Annotated in this window: 12 protein-coding genes; 6 read left to right on the top strand and 6 right to left on the bottom strand. The window is 62.4% G+C overall.

Features of this window, described 5'->3' with window-relative positions:
* Positions 1-71: 71 nt before the first annotated feature.
* From recB to FO488_RS11870, 4 genes are all read right to left on the bottom strand, one after another.
* Positions 72-3767, bottom strand: a complete 3696-nt coding sequence (gene recB / locus FO488_RS11885; protein WP_149210755.1) for an exodeoxyribonuclease V subunit beta — start codon at positions 3765-3767, stop codon at positions 72-74.
* A complete protein-coding gene (gene recC / locus FO488_RS11880) occupies positions 3764-6976 on the bottom strand; it encodes an exodeoxyribonuclease V subunit gamma (RefSeq protein WP_149210754.1) in 3213 nt (1070 codons plus the stop codon). The genes recB and recC overlap by 4 nt, the downstream gene beginning before the upstream one ends.
* 149 nt (positions 6977-7125) lie before the next feature.
* Positions 7126-8298: a hypothetical protein gene (locus FO488_RS11875; RefSeq protein WP_149210753.1), complete on the bottom strand. Its 1173-nt coding sequence runs from the start codon at positions 8296-8298 to the stop codon at positions 7126-7128.
* Positions 8295-9341, bottom strand: coding sequence for a GNAT family N-acetyltransferase (locus tag FO488_RS11870; protein WP_149210752.1), 1047 nt, complete (start codon positions 9339-9341; stop codon positions 8295-8297). The genes FO488_RS11875 and FO488_RS11870 overlap by 4 nt, the downstream gene beginning before the upstream one ends.
* Positions 9342-9481: 140 nt before the next feature.
* Here FO488_RS11870 and FO488_RS11865 point away from each other — a divergent pair, with 140 nt between their 5' ends.
* The gene (locus FO488_RS11865; protein ID WP_168206007.1) at positions 9482-10354 is read left to right on the top strand and encodes a protein phosphatase 2C domain-containing protein; all 873 of its coding nucleotides are present in this window, start codon (positions 9482-9484) and stop codon (positions 10352-10354) included.
* Here the strand turns inward: FO488_RS11865 and FO488_RS11860 are convergent.
* Together FO488_RS11860 and FO488_RS11855 are read right to left on the bottom strand one after the other, a co-directional pair.
* Complete coding sequence (locus tag FO488_RS11860; RefSeq protein ID WP_168206006.1) at positions 10338-11570, bottom strand: glycosyltransferase family 4 protein; 1233 nt, start codon at positions 11568-11570, stop codon at positions 10338-10340. The two genes, FO488_RS11865 and FO488_RS11860, sit on opposite strands and share 17 nt — an antisense overlap.
* Before the next feature lie 283 nt (positions 11571-11853).
* The gene (locus tag FO488_RS11855; protein WP_149210749.1) at positions 11854-13158 is read right to left on the bottom strand and encodes an aminotransferase class I/II-fold pyridoxal phosphate-dependent enzyme; all 1305 of its coding nucleotides are present in this window, start codon (positions 13156-13158) and stop codon (positions 11854-11856) included.
* A gap of 230 nt (positions 13159-13388) precedes the next feature.
* Here FO488_RS11855 and FO488_RS11850 point away from each other — a divergent pair, with 230 nt between their 5' ends.
* The 5 genes from FO488_RS11850 to FO488_RS11830 all read left to right on the top strand — a co-directional run bounded on the left by FO488_RS11850 (position 13389) and on the right by FO488_RS11830 (position 18219).
* Positions 13389-14267 (top strand): YicC/YloC family endoribonuclease, encoded by an 879-nt coding sequence (locus tag FO488_RS11850; protein ID WP_149210748.1) that lies wholly within the window; start codon positions 13389-13391, stop codon positions 14265-14267.
* A gap of 440 nt (positions 14268-14707) precedes the next feature.
* The gene (gmk, locus tag FO488_RS11845) at positions 14708-15316 is read left to right on the top strand and encodes a guanylate kinase (protein ID WP_149210747.1); all 609 of its coding nucleotides are present in this window, start codon (positions 14708-14710) and stop codon (positions 15314-15316) included.
* A 60-nt stretch (positions 15317-15376) separates the two neighbouring features.
* Positions 15377-15586 carry a DNA-directed RNA polymerase subunit omega gene (rpoZ, locus tag FO488_RS11840; protein ID WP_149210746.1) on the top strand — a complete coding sequence of 70 codons (210 nt, stop codon included), beginning with the start codon at positions 15377-15379 and terminating at the stop codon, positions 15584-15586.
* Between the two features lie 102 nt (positions 15587-15688).
* Entirely contained in the window at positions 15689-17842 is a 2154-nt protein-coding gene (locus FO488_RS11835) for a bifunctional (p)ppGpp synthetase/guanosine-3',5'-bis(diphosphate) 3'-pyrophosphohydrolase (protein ID WP_149210745.1), read from the top strand.
* Positions 17839-18219: a Rid family detoxifying hydrolase gene (locus FO488_RS11830; protein ID WP_149210744.1), complete on the top strand. Its 381-nt coding sequence runs from the start codon at positions 17839-17841 to the stop codon at positions 18217-18219. The genes FO488_RS11835 and FO488_RS11830 overlap by 4 nt, the downstream gene beginning before the upstream one ends.
* Positions 18220-18288: the final 69 nt, after the last annotated feature.

Here is an 18288-nt window from a genome sequence, read left to right as displayed (position 1 = left end):
CTGTGATCCTGTCGTTAATGCACCACGAGCCCGGGCGGATACCGTCCGGGCTCGTGGTTTTTTAATCTACCTCAAGCCAAGCCCGCCTCGCCGCTCCCCAACAGCAGCTCGTTTGCCCGGCTGATGAACAGGGGCGACGGTTTGTCGCGATAGATGCCGTATTCGGCGGAGCCGGCGACGATCCCCCGCAAAAATACGTAGATGGCCCCGCCGAAATGGGTGTCGTACTCATACCCGGGCAGACGCAGGCGCAGCAGCCGGTCGAGGGCCAGGGTGTAGAGATGGTACTGGAGGATATAGGCGTGGCGGGCCATGGGCTCCAGGAGCTTTGTTGCACTGTAATCCCCGGGCCGGCCTCCCAGGTGATTCGATTTCCAGTCGATGATGTAGAAGCGGCCGTTGTGCTCGAAGACCATGTCCATGAAGCCCTGGAGCATGCCGCGGGTTTCCTGGACGTGGAGCGCGGCCAGGATTTCTCCGAACCCGCCGTGCCGGTCGGGGCTCAGCAGCCCGGCGAACAGCTCGGCCAGGCGGCCGCCGCTCAGGCTGGCCACCGGGAGGAAAAACTCCATTTCGACCTGCCACGAACCCGGTTTGAGGCGCGAGAGGGAAAAGCCGGGTTCGTCGGAGAGGAGCGGGGCGGCGACGATGTCCATGACCATGCGCTGCACGGCCGGCAGCCAGCGCCCGTCATAGCCGTTGCGCAGCAGAACGGTTTGGCAGAGCCGCTCCAGGGACTCCCCCTCCACGGCGCTGAAATCGAGTTGCTCGAACAGCTCATGGAGGCAGGTGCCGGCGGCTGCGCCGCGGGGAAAGCCGAAGATGGACAGGTCGGTTCCGAACCCGGCCGGCGGGCCGTCTGTGCCGGCCGGGGGCTCTGCCATGGCCGGGGGAGCGTCGTGGGCGGCCACGGCATCGTAATCGCGGGGCTGGAGGTGGCGTTCGGCGCCGTCGGTAATGGCGCTGAAGCTGGAGACGCGCCACTGGGCGGCAATAGTCCGCTGCACCCCGCGGCAGGCGAAGGAGGCTGACGTTTCCCGATCAGGGGAATAGGGCGGGGCGGGCGTGTCTGCCGGCATGAATCCGGCGGCAATGGGGCTGGGGCCGCCCTCACGGGCCGCCTTGCCGGCCAGCCCGGCGAGGGCGGCCAGGATTTCCTGGTCAGGGGCGGCGCCGAACGACTTGGCGTCCCTATAGTCCTCGCCGTGGAGCAGCCTGCGCAACGGCGATTCGAAGGCGCCCTTGATGCCGCCCCAGGCCACATAACAGAGGAACTCGGCCCGGGTGAGGGCAACGTATAACAGCCGCGCCGCCTCGGCATCCTGCTCCTCCCGGGCCAGTTGCCGGTGGTCCGTGTCCCGCTTGTCCGACCCCAGGTCGAGGGTCAGCTTTCCGGAGGCATCGTGGAAGAGCACCCGCCTGTTTTGGGCGGAAGGGGGGTCCCAGGCAAAGGGGAGGAACACCACCGGATATTCCAGGCCCTTGCTGGCATGGATGGTGGAAATGGTGACGGCGTTGGCGTCCGTTTCCAGGCGCAGGAGAAAGGTGTCGTCCTGCATCTCTCCCGTGATGCGCCGTTCCAGCCAGGCGATGGAGCCCTCCAGGCCGCGCCCCTGCTCCTGCTCCGCCTGGTGCAGCAGTTCGCAGCAGTGCAGGATGTTGGTCATGCGCCGGGGGCCGTCGGCAGAGGCCAGCGCCTGCCGCCTGACGCCGCACTCCCCCAGCAGGCGCGAAACCAGGGCGATCACCCCTCCTGTCTGGGCCGCCTCGTGCAGCGTCCGGAAGCGGAACAGCCAGACCTCCCAGGCGGTCTCGTCGTGCTGCAGGGCAAAGACGTCGTTGGCCGACAGGCCGACGACGGAGGTGAGCAGCGCCTCGCGTATCAGGGCGCTGCGGCCCGGATCGGCGGCGGCCCGGAGGATGCGCAGCAGGTCGAGCGCTTCGCGGGTCTCGAAGATGGTGGCATTGCCGTGCTGGACCGAGGGGATGCCCAGGGCGGCCAGGGCGCTCTGCATCTGGTCGGCCTGGTAATGGGCCTTGACCAGGATGGCCATATCACCCGGCTTGAGCGGCCGCCGGATGCCGTCCTTGGGGATGATCTCGCTCTTGCCGTCCAGCAGGCGGGCGATTTCCGCGGCGGTCGCCGTGACCGTCGTCCCGCGTGCCGTCCCTTTGGCCGCCGGCTTTGACTGGTCGGCACGTTGGTATACCCAGAACCGCAATGGCTGCTCCACCGGCCTGCCGTGGCGCAGGAGGTGCTGGTGCCGCTGCCGGCCGGCCTGAACCGGATTGAACCGGATGCCGGGATTGAGGAACGGGTTGCCCGTGTCGAACAGGGCATTGACGGCGGCCACCAGGGGCGGGGTGGAACGGCGGTTGGTGTCCAGGGTCCAGCGCCGGTCCGCTGCCGTGGCCCGGGCAGCGGCGAGGTAGGCATGGATGTCGGCGCCCCGGAAGCTGTAGATGGCCTGTTTGGGGTCGCCGATGAGGAAGAGCGGGTACGGAGGCGCCTCCGGGGTGGCCGTGCCGAAAGTACCCCGTTCCGGCCGGTCCATTGCCCCATTTCCTGCCGGCAACCCGGCCAGGCGGGCGAATATCCGCCATTGCAGCGGGTCGGTGTCCTGGAACTCGTCGATCAGGGCCGCCTGGTAGCGCTCGCGGAGCCCGGCGGCCAGCCGCGCCCCGCCCGGCCCCTCCAGGGCCAGGTGCAGGTCCAGCAGCAGGTCGTCGTAACAGCGCAGGTTAAGGGCCTGCTTGCGCCGGGCCAGTTCGTCCCGCAACCATGCTTTGAGCTCGATCCGGCGATGGATCAGTTTCGTGTCGAACCCGTCTTCGACCCGGACAACGGCATCGTGCAAGCGGCCACAGAGGTCGAAAAAGAGGTGCTCCGGCCGGGCGGACCCTTTCTTCATGCCCTTTTCGATGCGGGCCGGGGTAAACAGCGCCAGGCCGTCACTTCCCTTGTCCAGATTCCCCTGTCCCAGGCAGACGTCGAGTTTTGCCGCGGCCGCCTCGATCTGGGCCGGTTTGTAGCTGGTCTGGCTCAGGTTGGCCTGGTTGAGGATCTGGACGATGGCCGCGCGTTCCGCAGCCCACATGGCCGCCACCGGCGGCAGCAGGGCGTCCCGCTGCCCCGCGAGCCGGGCCAGGTCCACATCTACAGCCTCGGGGATGACGTTCAGGTCCGGGTTCTGATACTGCCCTTCAAAGGGGGCAGCCAGCTTGTCCGGCGTGTATCCCTCCCTGACCAGGCGTTCCAGGAACGGCCCCGTGTCGGCCATGATCCGGGTCCGCCAGAAGTCGTCGCATACCTGGGCCGCCAGGGCGGACTGGTCGGCGGTCAGTTCGCTGTCGAACAGCGAACCGCTCTCGAAGGCGTTTTCCAGCAGCGCCCGCTGGCAGAAGCCGTGGATGGTGAAGATGGCCGCATCGTCGAAGGAGTACAGGGCGCGGGTAAGGAGGAGTTGCGCGGCCTCCCGGTTCACCTTTGGGCTGTCCAGCAGCAGCTGTTCCAATTCGTCGGCCGGCTCCCGTCCGGTGGCGTACAGGTCCAGGGTGGCGGCGATCCGTTTCCTGATGCGGTCGCGCAGTTCGGCGGTGGCGGCCTTGGTGTAGGTTACCACCAGGATCTCCTCCGGGCGCAGGCGTTGCTCCAGGAGCAGCAGGGTATAGAGCGCGGTGATGGTCCAGGTCTTGCCGGTACCGGCGCTGGCCTCGATCAGGGTCGGGCCGCAGGTGTCGATTGCGCGCAGGTCGAGGTTTTTCATGCCATCTTCTCCTCGGTCGCCACCGCCCGCATCGGTTCGAACACCCGGCGGCTCAGCTCCGCGAATTCCTGACCCAGTGGGTTGGTATCGCCAAAACAGATGGAATTCGACGGTTCGGCCGATTCGGCCGGGTAGGGGGCGTGGTCGCTGCCGGTCCAGCGTCCTTCCGCCTTGTCCATGCCCGCCGTGAGATAGAGCCAGGAGGCCTGCGGGAAGAAGGGGAGCGGCCTTTTCAGCCCTTCTCGGTACAAATCGAGAAGGTCGCCCAGAATGGCGGCGGCGTTGTCCAGCGGTGCCAGGGCCAGGGAAAGGTCGTTGCAGAACAGGAGGCTGCGGCACGGATAGCCGGCGGGCGCCAGGGCGTTCAGGACCAGGTGTTCGACCCACAATGTCAGGCGGTCTTTGGCCTTCATGGCGGCGCAGCGCCAGCGCAGACACCGCGTTTGGCGAATGCCGCTCAGGGCGCCCCGCAACGTCATGCCGTTGTGCCCGAAGGCCACGGCCAGGGGCTCCCGTTCCGCATCCAGGAACGGCGCCACCAAACCGGCAAACCTTTGGCTCTCGTCCCGGGCCTCCCGGTAGGCGGTCTCTCCGGCGGCCAGGGGGGGCAACAGGGCACGGGCACGGGCCGTCTCGTAGCCGGTACCAAGTTCCGTGCCGGAGAGGGCCTGCCGGACCAAATCCTGCCTGAGCCCATAGGCGGCCATGCCGTCCAGGCGGAACAATTCGCGTTCCTGCACCTCTTCGGCCGGGTCGAACGGGCGTACGCCCAGCCGCCGGGCCAGGAAAACGGCGCAGGGGCTGCCCAGAAACCGCAGCAACTCCCGGAGTTCGATCTCCTGCACCAGTTCGGGATCGTCCGGCAGCGGTTCCGTGGTGAAGCGGCGCGTCGCGGGACCGGAGATGCGCCGCTCCGTCAGGGCGTCCCGGTATTCGGTGGAGTAGCTGAACAACTGCGCATCGGCGCCGGGACTGAAATAGTCGGGACTGAAGGCCTGCAGGCGGTGGTTGACCAGGACGGGAGGGGGCGTCTCGGGGAGGCCCGCAACCACAGCGCCGCGCGCCACGTAGTCCAGCAGTTCGGCCACCACCACCGAGGGGGGGATGACGGAGTTGTCCCGGTCGCTCTGGCCGGTGTAGCTGATGTGCAGGCGCTCCCGGGCCGAGATGAGGGTCTCCAGAAACAGGTAGCGGTCCTCGTCCCTGACGGAGCGGTCGCCGCGCCGGCGCTTTCCGGACAAGAGGCTGAAACCGGGCTGGCGCTTGTTGCGGGGAAAGATGCCGTCGTTCATCCCGCACAGGCAGATCACCCGGAAGGGGATGCTGCGCATGGGGAGCATGGCGCAAAAGGTGACCCGCCCCCCCAGAAAGCCGAAACCGCCGCCGGAATCATCCAGCAGCCCGTTCAGGGCCTCCCGTACCGCCTCCAGGTTGATGGGGGTCTTGAAGCCGCTCACTTCCTCGGCTTCGCGCAAGGTCTGGAGGCTGTCGAAGAGCGGTTTGAGCCCGTCCTCGCCGTTGCCGGCGCGCATGAGATCCTGGGCGGTGCTGGCGAGGATGTCGGCCCAGGCGGCCAGGGAGTGGCTCCCCGACAGCCGCTTGGCCGCCGTGCGCGCCGCCAGCAGGAATTCGGCCAGCTTGCCCAGCGGCACCGCGGAGCGTCCCTCGATATCCCCAAAGGGGAGGATGCCGTGAAACAGACGGTCGCTGTCCGGCTCCAGGGCATAGCCCAGGAAGAGGCGGTCCAGGGCCGCCTGCCAGCTGAACTCTGCAAAAGGCGGGAAACCGAGCTCGGCCCGCTGGTGGGCATCGAAGCCCCAGCGCACGCCGGTTTCACTCAGCCAGCCCCTGACGGCCTCCAACTCGTCGGGGGTGATGGCGAAGCGGTCCAGCACCGGCGGCGCTTCCAGCAGTTCCAGGATCTGGTTGACGCCGAAGCGGGTCGCCGGGAGCTCCAGGATGCGGGCGAAGATTTCCATGAGCGGGTTTTCCCGGCGCTGGCTGCGATCCGCGATGGTGAACGGTATGGCCGGCCTGCCGCCGGCCTGGGTGCCGAACACGGCGGCGATGTAGGGGGCAAAGGCCTCGATGTCCGGTATCATCACCACGATGTGGCGCGGCTCCAGGCCGTCCAGTTCATCGAACATGGCCAGGAGGTTGTCGTAGAGCACCTCCATTTCGCGCAACGGGCCATGGCAGGAGTGCACGTGCAGGGAACGGTCTCCCGGCGCGACGACGATCCGTTCGTCCCGGCCGCCGCTGTCCCGCAACTGGCGGATATCGTTCTGGATGGCCTGCAGCAGGGTGCCGCCGGGCTGCTCGTCCCCGTCGTCCAGGTCCGTGGTGTCGAAGCCGTATTCCAGCAGCATGTCGTGGAACTCCTGCCCCATGGTTCCCAGGGAGGAGAGCAGCGGGTTGCCGGTATCGTAGTACTCCTCCGCATCGGGGGACTCCCGCAGGGCCAGTTCCGCCAGCCGCCTGCGGGAGACGAGATCGCCCCAAAAGGCGCCGCAGGGGTTCTGCAGGTAGAAAACCACCTCGGTCGTCCGGGCGAGCAGCGAGAATGCCTCCAGGTGGAACGGGGGGAGGTAGGAGATGCCGAACAGGTTGATGCGGTGCGGGAGCGTGCCCGCCGGGTGCGCCCCCTGCCGGATGCGCTCCCGGAACATCCCGAGGTGCGCGGCCCGATGCTGGCCGGCGCAGCCGGCGGAGATCTCCCGCCACAGGTCGGCCTGCCAGCCGTCGTCCCGGCCTCGGTCCCAGGCCAGGACCATCTCGGGGCGGAACATGACGTACTGGTCGAACTGGTCGGCCAGGATGCGGGAAATCTGGAGCAGCCGTCGGCCGTCGGCCGCCGCGCCCAGGTAGCCGGCCGCCTGTTCGAAGCCGGGGCGGCTCAGCAGGGCGGGGAGGCGGGCCGCGATGCGCCAGGACATGCGCTCCCGGGTAAAGGGCGAATTGTCGGGCACGCCGGGGATCAGGGCGCGGAAGCAGGTATCCAGGATCTGGTTGGGAAAGGGGAAGTCGAGACCGGCGGCGACCCCCCGGGTGGTTGCCAGTTCCAGGGAGAGCCACCGGGCCATGCCGGGATTGAGCACCACCACCGTATCCCGCCCCAGGGGCGGGGTGGGGGAACCGGCCAAGTCGCCCGCCAGGGTGGCGGCCAGGCGGGTGAGGGAGTTGCTGGTAATGACCTTGAGTGCGCCCATGATGGACAGACTACACCGGAACCGCCAGGGCAGACAAGGGGGAAGTGGCGGATGCCCCCGCGCCGGAGGGGCGGGATAACGGGGGAGGGGGAGCGATTCGGGGAGAAGGGGAGGAACGTTACTCTTCAACTCGCGTCATCATGGCCTGTTTATCGGTGATGGTTGCGAGAAATTACAATCTTCGTACTCCGTGGCTCGGGCAGCAAATAACGAGTTGTTGTTGAATCCTCTCCAGTTGTTTGCCCCACAACGTTTGCCCCGTGAACATGCCAGGTTTGCGACTGTTCGTCCCGTATTTTTAATGCTATCGCTCCGGTAAAACAGGGCAGCGTTGGTATCGCCCCAAGGTCAATGACAATGCTATTTGATTCCTTTCTAAAATCGGCAAGGAAATACGCTGCCGCCTGGCACCAGCAGGCAGCCAGTTCTTCCGCCAGAATAAAATCGAGCCCGGCGGCCTTTGTCGCCAGCATATCCGCCCAAGCGTCCACCACCTCATGATTCCGCTCCGCATCGGGGTGCAGGAGATTGGCCCAATGCAGGGCGAGGATCGGAGAATTATCGTCACATAAGCGCGGCGGGGCAGCTGCCACATCCCAGTTCACCGGGGAAAGTCCCCTCTCGACGAGTCCAATGCCGCATTCCCAGGCAAGGCGCGGATGCTGGGGTTTGGCATAGAGGCGGGCCTTGCTGAAGCGTGTCGCGACATAATCGATGCCGAAGGATTTGAGGATCGCCTGCATTGACTCCCGGCCGTTGCCGAAGCTGTGGTAGAGGGCAGGTGGGATAAAAAACCGAGGAAAGCCCCCCAGCCCGTTCTGCGACAAGAGGGTGGCATAGGCCTCGAGGTGGCGGCGCACCACTGCCTCCGGCCGCATTTGCCCGCTTGCATCATGGAATTCCGTGCGGTGCATCTGCCCGTCCTGCCAGAACTCGTGACAGATGCCGTGCAGGGCGATCTCGAGAAACTGCCGATGGTCGTTGAGATACTGCGCCGTTTCATCGAGCCAGGGCCCCTGGTTGATACTGTTGTCCCAAGCCGTGCCCATCCAGGTGGCACCCTGCACGTCTTTCAGGAAGTTGGTACGGTCCCACTCCCCCAGCACCAAGCCAATGGCGAGCCGCATGGAAAGCCGCCTGGCAAGCCGTGTCAGGGCACGGTAATCGTCCAGGCAATGACGGCGGCAGAAACCGGTGCGAAAGGGTTCGTTCTGCGCCGCCCCGTCGTATCCCTGCCACCAGCCCACATCCTCAATGACCAGAAAGATCGGTTGCGGCAGCGAAAAAACCGCGCCGGAAAGTGCCAGTCGCCTGCCGTTCACAGGCTGATCCAGCGCCTGAGCGCCGGTCCTCTTCTGTTGGATTCAGCGAGGCTGACGCTCTTCCAGTTTTCGTGGGCGAGGCTTTCCCGTTCCGGATGCCAGTGGCAACCGGGCCGGGAATAAACATGCCACACCAGGGGCTGCATCACCGCACCCCATTGCAGCTTGAAACGGCAGGTAGGGGCATGGGGGCTCGACCTGCCGAAATCGAATCGTTCGCATTGCGTCTGCACGGCAAAGTCGAGCATCGTAAAATAGAGCAGCATATTCGGGCAAAACGGCCTTTCCCGCCTCAACGACGATGCCCAGGGGTTGAAGAGTGTCGCGCCATGCCGCAAAAGGATCGCCGCCGCAACCGGGAGATCGGCCCGAAATACTACGACGACATGCATGCTCTCGGGGAAATGGCCGGCCAGATGCCGAAAGATGGCCGGATCATGTACCGGAGAGCCAAGATCGCGCATATTTTCTGAAAATACCGCAAAGAAATCGGGCAACAGTTCACGCCCACCGATCTCTGCCCGGCACCCTTCCCGCATCGCTTTTCGTACCTGGTTCCGCACTTTGGGCCGTAAATCAAGCCATAGTGCCTCGGGGGAGACGGGAAGCGTCCGGGAAAGGCCGGTTTTGAATGCATGGGCCATATGATGCCACGGTGCAGTGCCAGGGGAAAAAGCCTCTTGCTCTGCATTTCCGGCTTGGCGTATCTCCAGATGGTCGGCACCCAGCTCCTGGGCCATGCGCAAGGCGGCCGAAACCAGTTCGCTTGCGGCTTCGCCATTTTCGGCAACAATACCCGCCGCATCGGTGTATGGCAGTGATAGTAATCGTTTTGCTGCACCAGGTGGGGAAAACAGGATAACCGGAAGCGCGCCGACGATGGTTCCGGCATTATTCCTGGCCGCCAGCCGGAAAACCGGCAGATCGTAGGTGACAGCCAAGGCCTCGGCCCAGCCATGGCGATGAAAGAACAGGCTGCGGGGATTGTTGCCGATATACTCATCCCACATATCCTGCCGACAGTCGTTAACAATCGTGATCATAGGTTCGTGTCATTTTCAAAGCCAGACGTTAATTATCGGTATTGACGATAACGCTTGCGCTAATCATGGTAACTACCAATTTGCCGTCATGCCGGATGTATATTATAGTTGCATGGATTTGTAATCAAGGACAAGCCCCGATGTATAGTGCCCCCAACCTTCATACGCCCATCCACCGACCGTACGATGATTATGCCGACCGGCCAGCCGAGATGCTTTTGCAAAAAGGCAGTGGTACGGTAAATGAAGATGTGCTGCTCCGCGATGGCAACCTCTTTGGCGTGTTTGACGGCGCTACCAGCCTGGCAAATGACAATCTCCCGCCGGGCACCACCGGCGGGCTTCTTGCTGCCCGGATAGCCGCGCACGCCTTCCGGACCGGTGGCAGCGACCTCTATCGCTCAGCCGATCTCGCCAATCGTCAGATCAATGTAGCAACCCGTGAACTCGGCATTACCGACAATGAACGGCACCTCCTCTGGTCGACAAGCGCCGCTGTGGTGCGCATTGAAGAAAACCATGCGGATTACTGCCAGATCGGCGACAGCCTCATTCTGCTGGTTATGGACAATGGTCGGTACAGGCTGCTGACACATGAGACCGATCATGACCTTGAGACGCTCATGCTGTGGAAGAATCTGCCGTGCTCTTCCGGCCTCGGCATTGGCACTGAGCTTGCGGAGCAGATTAAAAAGGTGCGGCTGCAGATGAACAGAAGCTACGGGACGTTGAATGGAGAGGCCGTGGCCCTCGACTTTCTCAACTGTGGTCGTGTGGCACTTGATGGCGTGGCCGCCATCCTGCTTTTTACCGACGGTCTCTTTCTCCCGAAAGAAAATCCGGAAGATGCAAGCGACTGGTCTCGCTTCGTCGCCTGCTATCAGCAGGGCGGCTTGCAAGAGATTTGCGACCATGTCCGGGCGTTGCAGCAGGACGACCCTTTTTGCCGCGTTTACCCCCGTTTCAAGCTCCATGACGATATCGCCGCCATCGCCATTAACCTCCACGACTGAGAACGTGGCTGTAAGCCGCCATCACCCTCGAAAAAACCCCCTCCCAGGTATGAAACACCGTCAACCCGTTCGTTTCGGCCGCGGTCGGGGCTGGGGTTTTTTGCGCCAGATCGACCATGTGCCGTATCGCATCGGCCAGTTGCTCTTCGAGACTCTGCCAATCATCGGGAAATGGCCGGTCAACCGTCTGCAGGGGGGGCAGGTTGATGAACTGTACCAAATCGCTGCGCACATTTTCCAGCAGTTCACAGCCACCCGGCAGCCTGGTGGTGATGATCCGGCAGCCTGAGGCCAGGGCTTCGAGCAGCACCAGGGGAAAGCCTTCGTAAAAAGACGGCAGAATGAAGATATGGGCGGCTCGCATCAGGACGGCAAGCTGCGCTTGCGGCAGATTGCCGTGAAACTGCACCGGGATTTCCAGCTCTGCGGCAAGGGCACGGCAGACTTCCGCCTCATGCCCGGCCCCGGAACCGGCGAGGTGCAAGTGCACCGGCAGCCCGGCGATATGGCGACAGGCACGCAGCAACCAGTCGACCCCTTTGGCAAAACTCAGCTTTCCGGCATACAGCAGGTGTATCGGCGTGGCTTCCTTCGGCCCCCAGTCAAACAGCTCCCGATTGAAGCCACCGCCAACAATGTCAATTCGGCGGCCGTCAATCTGATACAGGCTCTGTATCATCCGGCTCTGATCCCTGCTGAGTGCCAGAACCCTCTCAACCTTCCGGCAATCTTCATATACCTGCGACCGCAGATGCCCGCATTGCATGAATTGCCGGAGATCGGTGGAGTGACAGGAGGCTACCATCGGAATGTCCGGCAGTATTCTGCGGGTGATGGCCGTTACCAGCCAGAGATGGTGGCTGTGAATGATATCCGGCGCAAATTCTGTGGCGGCATGCCGTATTTTTTCGGAAAAAACCTGCTCGTAGGCCAGGAGTTGTTTTTCGGTGAGCATGCCGAAAACTGAACTCGGATACGGCATGGCATCACTCATGCCGGGGATGGGGAAGGCCAGATCCGGGCCGTCAAATAACACAAAACTGCACCTGTCTCTGTCGATACAGTCGAGAACCGGAATGTCACCGGCAGGAACGCCGCACAGCAGATAATTCTCGTGTCCCCGGGCCGCACTCTGCCGCAGCATGTTCTGCACGAAAAAACCGCTGCCGGTGGCATCGGGACGTTGGCTCAGTATGTGAAGAATCTTGAGGGGCAAGGGAAAGAACACCCAACTAGTCAGGATTGAAATTGTTTCATAGAAAGAAATAGCCAAAACTGTGCTGAAGTGCTACGAGGCGGCAACGTCTCTTAAAGAATACGGAACTATCACCGAAAAGCAAGTTTTGGAGTAACGATGCCACCGGCAGCGGTTCTGTGGAGTTGAGTTCCAATGACCGCATTCATCCCGGAATATATAGTGTTACTTATCGAGGAAAAACGAAAAAGGGCCCACGTCATGTGGACCCTTCTTCGTTTCATGAGTCAGGCCAGGCCGCGCCTCAGGCCAGATCCTGCGCCCCTTGGTAGATGATGTCGAACAGTTCTTGTATATGCTCCTCGGCGATGCAGGAGAAGGCGATGCGCAGGTCGGTCTTGCTGGTGGAGATGGCGCCGACCCCGTACTTGTCCAGCAGATGGAGGCGCAGCTTCTCGGCATCCACCTGTTTCAGTTTCAGGCACATGAAGTACCCGGAGTTGAACGGGTAGTAGGTCCAGGCCGAATCGTACTTGCCGCTGTCGAGCACCTGCTTCGTCTTCAGGGCGCGACCCTTCATGATCTGGAACTTTTCTTCCTTCTGGGCCAGGAACTGGGGCGAACGCAGCGCCTCGATGACGAAGGTCTGGGAGGGGTGCGGGCAGTTGGAGATGCGGGCGCGGATGATCCCCATGGTCTTCTTCTCCAGGGCGGTCATGACCGGCGTATTCTCGTACTCGTTGCCGTCGGCAAAGGTGATGAACCCGGTACGGAAGCCCCAGACGAACTCCTCCTTGGTGGCGCCGTCCAGCTTGACCGCCAGGATGCGCGGGTGGAGGTTGGCGAGCTTGCCGAACAGGGATTCCTTGAGGCTGTCCTCGTAAAAGAGGCCGAAGTAGGCGTCGTCGGTCACGGCAACGATGTTGCAGCCGGATTCGGCCACTTCCTTGATGGCCGCCACCAGGGCATCGCCTTCGGCCACGGTCGGGGTGTAGCCGCTGGGGTTGTTGGGGAAGTTGAGCAGGACCACTGCCTTGCCCTTCTCTTCGGCCGTGTCCTTCAGGACCGCCTTGAAGGCGTCGATGTCGTAGCCGCCGGCCACGGTGAAGGTCGGGTGCTTCTTGACGATGGCGCCGCAGCAGGTGCCGAAGGTCAGATTGTAGTTGCCCCAGAGCATGTCGGGGAGGATCAGGTGGTCCCCCTTGTCGATGAACAGGTCGGCGACGATGGAGAGGCCGTGGGTCAGGGCGTTGGTGACGACGGGGTTGCTGAAGTGCTTGCCCTGCAGGCTGGGGTTCTCCCGCAACTGTTTCTCGCGCCACAGGGAGCGCAGTTCCGGTTTGCCGGCCGGTGGGGCGTAGGGAAAGATGTCCTTGGGGTCGAATGCGGACAGCTTGTCCTTAATGCACGACAGAAACATCGGCCCGCCGTTTTCGGTGGCGATGCCGATGGTGGCGTTGTATTTGTGCGCCTTTTCCTTGGCTTCGGCCGACTGGGTCAGAATGCCTTTGGGGAAGAAGAGGTTCTTGCCGAGATCGGACAGCATTTCCAGAACGTGCGGGTTGTGCTGGGCAAGCAGGTCGTTCAGTTCTTGTGCCAATGGGTTCATTGCTTTCCTCCTGGAGCTGATGTGAAAGATTGTCGTACACGCAATCCTGACTGGTTCAAACCGTAAAATTATAATTGAACAGTACCGGTTCCGCTTTGTCAATAGGGAATGTGGGGAAACGCCGCCCCGTGCTTGCGACGTTTTTGCCCCCGGTAAACCTGTCGTTGCTGAAACGCCCGGGATGTTGTATGGTTTGACCAGGTGACGTTACTACGGAAAAAGGAGCCGCAATGCTAAAGAGCATGACCGGATACGGCAAGGGAGAGGCGACAACGGAACAGGGGACCTTCACGGTGGAGATCCGTTCGGTCAACCACCGCTACGGCGAGGTGTCGGTACGGATGCCGCGCGGTTTCATGGCCCTGGAAAACGAGGTCAAGCGGGCCGTGTCCGCCCAGCTCAAGCGGGGCAAGATCGATGTCTTCGTGCAGTGGGAGGAGGCCCTGGCCGCCGAATCGCTGCCCCAGGTCGATACGGCCCTGGCGCGCTCCTACTTCACCACCTTCAACCACCTGGCCGGCGAACTGGGGCTTCTGGGGCAGGTGCCCCTGTCCCTGGTGATCGCCCAGAAGGGGGTTCTGCGGGAGGGGAGCACTACCCTGGCGGAGGACGACTACCGCGATCAGCTCATGTCCGCGGTCCAGGCCGCCGTGACGGCCATGGACGCCATGCGGACCCGGGAAGGCGAGGCCCTGGCAGCGGATTTGTCGGCCCGGCGTGCCCAGGTGGCGGAATGGACCGCCCTGATCAGGGAACGCACGCCGGCGGTGGTGGTCGAGTACCGGCAGAAGCTGAAGGCGCGCCTGGACCAACTGCTGGAGGGGACGGAGATGGACGAGACGCGCTTGGCCCAGGAGGTCGCCCTGATGGCCGACCGGTGCGACGTGACCGAGGAACTGGTCCGGCTCGCCAGCCATTTCGGCCAGTTCGACGAAGCGCTGCGCCTGCCGGAACCGGTGGGGCGCAAGCTGGACTTCCTCATGCAGGAGATGAACCGGGAGGTCAACACCATCGGTTCCAAATCCAGCGACGCCGAGATCACCTCGCTGGTCATCCGGATCAAGGCCGAGATGGAGAAGATGCGCGAGCAGGTGCAGAACATCGAATAATTTTCATCCAGAAACGGCCCTTTTCCGCCATGGCGGCGTCAATCATCGGGTTTGCTTGTGCGGCGTACCGATGTACGCCTCCGCGCAATCCCTCGATTTTCTGGCCATGACGAAAAATTGCTCGTTTCTGAATTGAAAACTGGGATGGCGGGCGGAAGGCTTTCCTTTTGCCGCTGTTCCGTGCTACCATTCGACCAATCACCGCGAAGCAGACTGTTGAAAAACTCAGGTTGTTCAAAAATAGTCAGATCGTCGCACCCGCAGAATGCCCAGAGGAGGCAGGCCCTCTCTCTATCTCTCCCCCAGAGGGGGAGAGCATGCCTTGCCCTCTCCCTCTGGGAGAGGGATTGGGTGAGGGTTTGCAGCGCTACGCCGCACGAAAGGGTATTCGAGGATGGCGGCGAGATGGCTGTTTTTCAACAACCTCCTAAGGATGTTCCATGAAACGCGAAGGCCTGATCCTCATCATATCGGCCCCCTCCGGGGCCGGCAAGACTTCTCTCTGCAATGAACTCCTGCAACGCTTTCCGGCCATGAGAGAGTCGGTCAGCTACACGACCCGCTCGCCGCGGGCCGGCGAGGTGGACGGTGAGGACTACTTCTTCGTGTCCCGGCCGGAATTCGAGCGCATGGTGGCCGAGGACGCCTTTGCCGAGTGGGCCGAGGTACACGGCAATCTGTACGGCACGGCCCTGAAGACCCTGGAGGATGCCCGCCGCAACGGCATCGACCTGGTGTTGGATATCGACTGCCAGGGGGCGATGATCCTGAAGGAGCGCCTCGACGGCGGGGTGTTCGTCTTCATCCTGCCCCCCACCATGGAAGAGCTCCGCCATCGCCTGGAAAGCCGTTCGTCGGACGCCCGGGAGGTGATCGAGCGCCGTATCGTGCGGGCCGCGGACGAGATCAAGGAGTGCCGCTGGTACGACTACATCGTCATCAACGACCGCTTCGAGGAGGCCGCCGAGGAGTTGTCGGCCATCGTGCTGGCCCAGCGCCGCCGCACCTCCCGCATGCTGGAGCAGGTGGCGAAATTGTTTGATATTTGAGATGAAATCATGTAAAAATAACGTTCCATTTTTCTAACGGTAGTAGGAAGGAGTAACGCTATGGCACGGGTAACCGTTGAAGATTGTCTCGAAAAGGTCGATAACCGCTTTCTTTTGGTGATGCTGGCCTCCAAACGGGTCAAACAGCTCTACAAGGGGGCTCATCCGCTCATCGACCCCAAGAACAACCGCCTCGTGGTAACCGCTCTGCGGGAGATTGCCGCCGGCAAGGTCAGCTTCGAAATCAGCAAGAGACAGCAAGCCCATTAATTTGCCGTACCGGGGTGGAATCGCGCATGATGCGGCTTCACCCTTTTTGTATCCATCCCCGTACCTTCCGATCCTTTTCTTCCTGCGAGTAGACAACGGCGCATGATCAGACTCAACGACATCCTCGACACGGTAACGGCGTACAACCCGACGGCTGATCTCAATATCATCCGCAAGGCCTACGTGTACTGCGCCAAGGTGCACCAGGGCCAGACGCGCCTGTCCGGGGAGCCCTACATCATCCACCCCATGGAGGTGGCCGGACTGCTGGCCGAGTTGCGCCTGGACGTCCCCAGCATCGTCACCGGCTTCCTCCACGACACCATCGAAGACACCCTGACGACCTACGAGGAACTGGTGGAGATGTTCGGGGAAGAGGTGGCAAAGCTGGTGGATGGGGTCACCAAGATCAGCAAGATCCACTTCAAGACCAAGCAGGAGAGCCAGGCCGAGAATTTCCGCAAGATGCTCCTGGCCATGGCCAACGATATCCGCGTCATCCTGGTCAAGCTGGCCGACCGCCTGCACAACATGCGCACCCTGGAGTTCCAGCCCGAGACCAAGCAGCGCACCATCGCCCGGGAGACGATGGACATCTACGCCCCCATCGCCAACCGGCTGGGCATATCCTGGGTCAAGGTGGAACTGGAGGACCTGGCGTTCCGCTATCTCAACCCCGACCTCTACTTCGACCTGGCTCGCAAGGTGTCCCTGAAGAAGAAGGAGCGGGAGGCGTACGTCGAGGAGGCGAAATCGATCATCTCCGAGAAGCTGGCTTTTCAGGGAATCCATGGCGAGGTTTCGGGCCGCAGCAAGCATCTCTACTCCATCTATCGCAAGATGGAGAAACGCAACGTGGAGTTCGAGGAGATTTACGACCTCTTGGCCATCCGCATCCTGGTGGAGGACGTGCGGGAGTGCTACGAGGTCCTGGGCGTGATCCATTCCGCCTGGAAGCCGATACCGGGGCGCTTCAAGGACTATATCGCCATGCCCAAGGGGAATATGTACCAGTCGTTGCACACGACGGTCATCGGCCCCCACGGCGACAGGATGGAGGTGCAGATCCGCACCCACGAGATGCACCGGGTGGCCGATGCCGGCATTGCGGCCCACTGGAAGTACAAGGAGGGCAAGGGGTACGACGAGAAGGAGGTCAAGCGCTTTGCCTGGCTGCGGCAGCTTCTGGAGTGGCAGCAGGAACTCCAGGATTCCAAGGAGTTCATGGATTCGGTCAAGGTGGATCTCTTCCCCGAGGAGGTCTACGTCTTTACCCCCAAGGGGGATGTGAAGGGCTTTCCCAAGGGGTCCACGCCCATCGATTTCGCCTACAGCGTGCATAGCGACGTGGGGCATCGCTGCGTGGGGGCCAAGGTCAACGGCAAGCTGGTGCCGCTCAAGTACGAATTGAAGAATGGCGATATCGTCGAGGTCATCACCTCGCCCCACCATACACCCAGCAAGGATTGGCTCAAGATCGTCCACAGCTCCCGCGCCCGCAATCGGATACGGGCCTGGATCAAGGTCGAGGAGCGCAAGCGGAGCATCGTTCTGGGGCGCGAGATCTGCGAAAAGGATTTCCGCAGGTACTCCGTAAACCTGCAGAAGATCCAGAAGAGCGGGGAATTCAAAAAGATCGCCGGCGAATTCGGCTTTGCCGGAGACGACGACCTGCTGGCGGCGGTGGGCTACGGCAAGATATCCAGCGGCCAGATCATGGGCAAGCTGGTGCCCGCGGAAAAGTTGCAGGAACGGATCGAGCACAAGGAATCGCGGCTTTCGGCGGTCATCAACAAGCTGAAAGGAAAGACGTCCACCAGCGCGGTGGAGATCAGTGGCGTCGACGATGTGTTGGTCCGCTTCGCCAAATGCTGCAATCCGGTGCCGGGAGACGAGATCATCGGTTTCATCACCCGCGGCAAGGGGGTTACGATCCATACGGCGGACTGCAAGTTCGCCCTGGAAAGCGACCCGGAGCGGCAGATCGATGTGGCCTGGAACAGGGTCAAGACCGCGTCCCTGCCGGTCAAGATCAAGGTGATCTGTCATGACGTCAAGGGCATCCTGGCAAACATCACCATGGCCATCACCAACTGTGAGGCAAATATCGCCAGCGCCCATATTCAGAGCACCATCGACCAGCGTGGCGAAAACACCTTCGAGGTGAATGTCAGCGACCTGGCACACCTGCGGAAGGTTATGAACGCCATTATGAAGGTAAAGGGTGTCATCAAAGTGGAGAGGCTAAAACAATGACATGTGAAACAATTGCGACAGACAAGGCTCCTGCTGCCATCGGGCCGTATGCACAGGCCATTCGGGCCAACGGGCTGCTCTTCTGTTCCGGGCAGATCGCCCTTGACCCGGCAACGGGCGATCTGGCGGCAGGGGGCGTTGCGGCGGAGACCGAGCGGGTGATGGCGAACATTGCCGCCGTACTGGCCGCTGCCGGCACGGGGTTCCCGCAGGTGGTCAAGACCACCATCTTTCTGGCCGACATGGGGGATTTTGCCGTGGTGAACGAGATCTACGGCCGCTGTTTCGGCGATCACAAGCCGGCCCGTTCGACCGTGGCGGTCAAGAGCCTGCCCCGCGGCGCGCTGGTTGAGATCGAGGTCGTCGCCCTGGCGTGACATGCCGGGAGGGGAGGCACCATCCTCCGGTGGGGAAACGACAAAAAGCCGTGGACACCTGGTGTGCCA

The organism is Geobacter sp. FeAm09, from assembly GCF_008330225.1.
In the GTDB taxonomy this organism is placed as follows: domain Bacteria; phylum Desulfobacterota; class Desulfuromonadia; order Geobacterales; family Pseudopelobacteraceae; genus Oryzomonas.
This window is presented reverse-complemented; position numbering and strand designations above follow the sequence as displayed.

Coding starts and splice junctions, on each gene's coding strand:
- recB (WP_149210755.1), bottom strand. CDS start 3,767: ATGAAAAACCTCGACCTGCGCGCAATCGACACCTGCGGCCCGACCCTG.
- recC (WP_149210754.1), bottom strand. CDS start 6,976: ATGGGCGCACTCAAGGTCATTACCAGCAACTCCCTCACCCGCCTGGCC.
- FO488_RS11870 (WP_149210752.1), bottom strand. CDS start 9,341: ATGATCACGATTGTTAACGACTGTCGGCAGGATATGTGGGATGAGTAT.
- FO488_RS11865 (WP_168206007.1), top strand. CDS start 9,482: ATGTATAGTGCCCCCAACCTTCATACGCCCATCCACCGACCGTACGAT.
- FO488_RS11855 (WP_149210749.1), bottom strand. CDS start 13,158: ATGAACCCATTGGCACAAGAACTGAACGACCTGCTTGCCCAGCACAAC.
- FO488_RS11850 (WP_149210748.1), top strand. CDS start 13,389: ATGCTAAAGAGCATGACCGGATACGGCAAGGGAGAGGCGACAACGGAA.
- gmk (WP_149210747.1), top strand. CDS start 14,708: ATGAAACGCGAAGGCCTGATCCTCATCATATCGGCCCCCTCCGGGGCC.
- rpoZ (WP_149210746.1), top strand. CDS start 15,377: ATGGCACGGGTAACCGTTGAAGATTGTCTCGAAAAGGTCGATAACCGC.
- FO488_RS11835 (WP_149210745.1), top strand. CDS start 15,689: ATGATCAGACTCAACGACATCCTCGACACGGTAACGGCGTACAACCCG.
- FO488_RS11830 (WP_149210744.1), top strand. CDS start 17,839: ATGACATGTGAAACAATTGCGACAGACAAGGCTCCTGCTGCCATCGGG.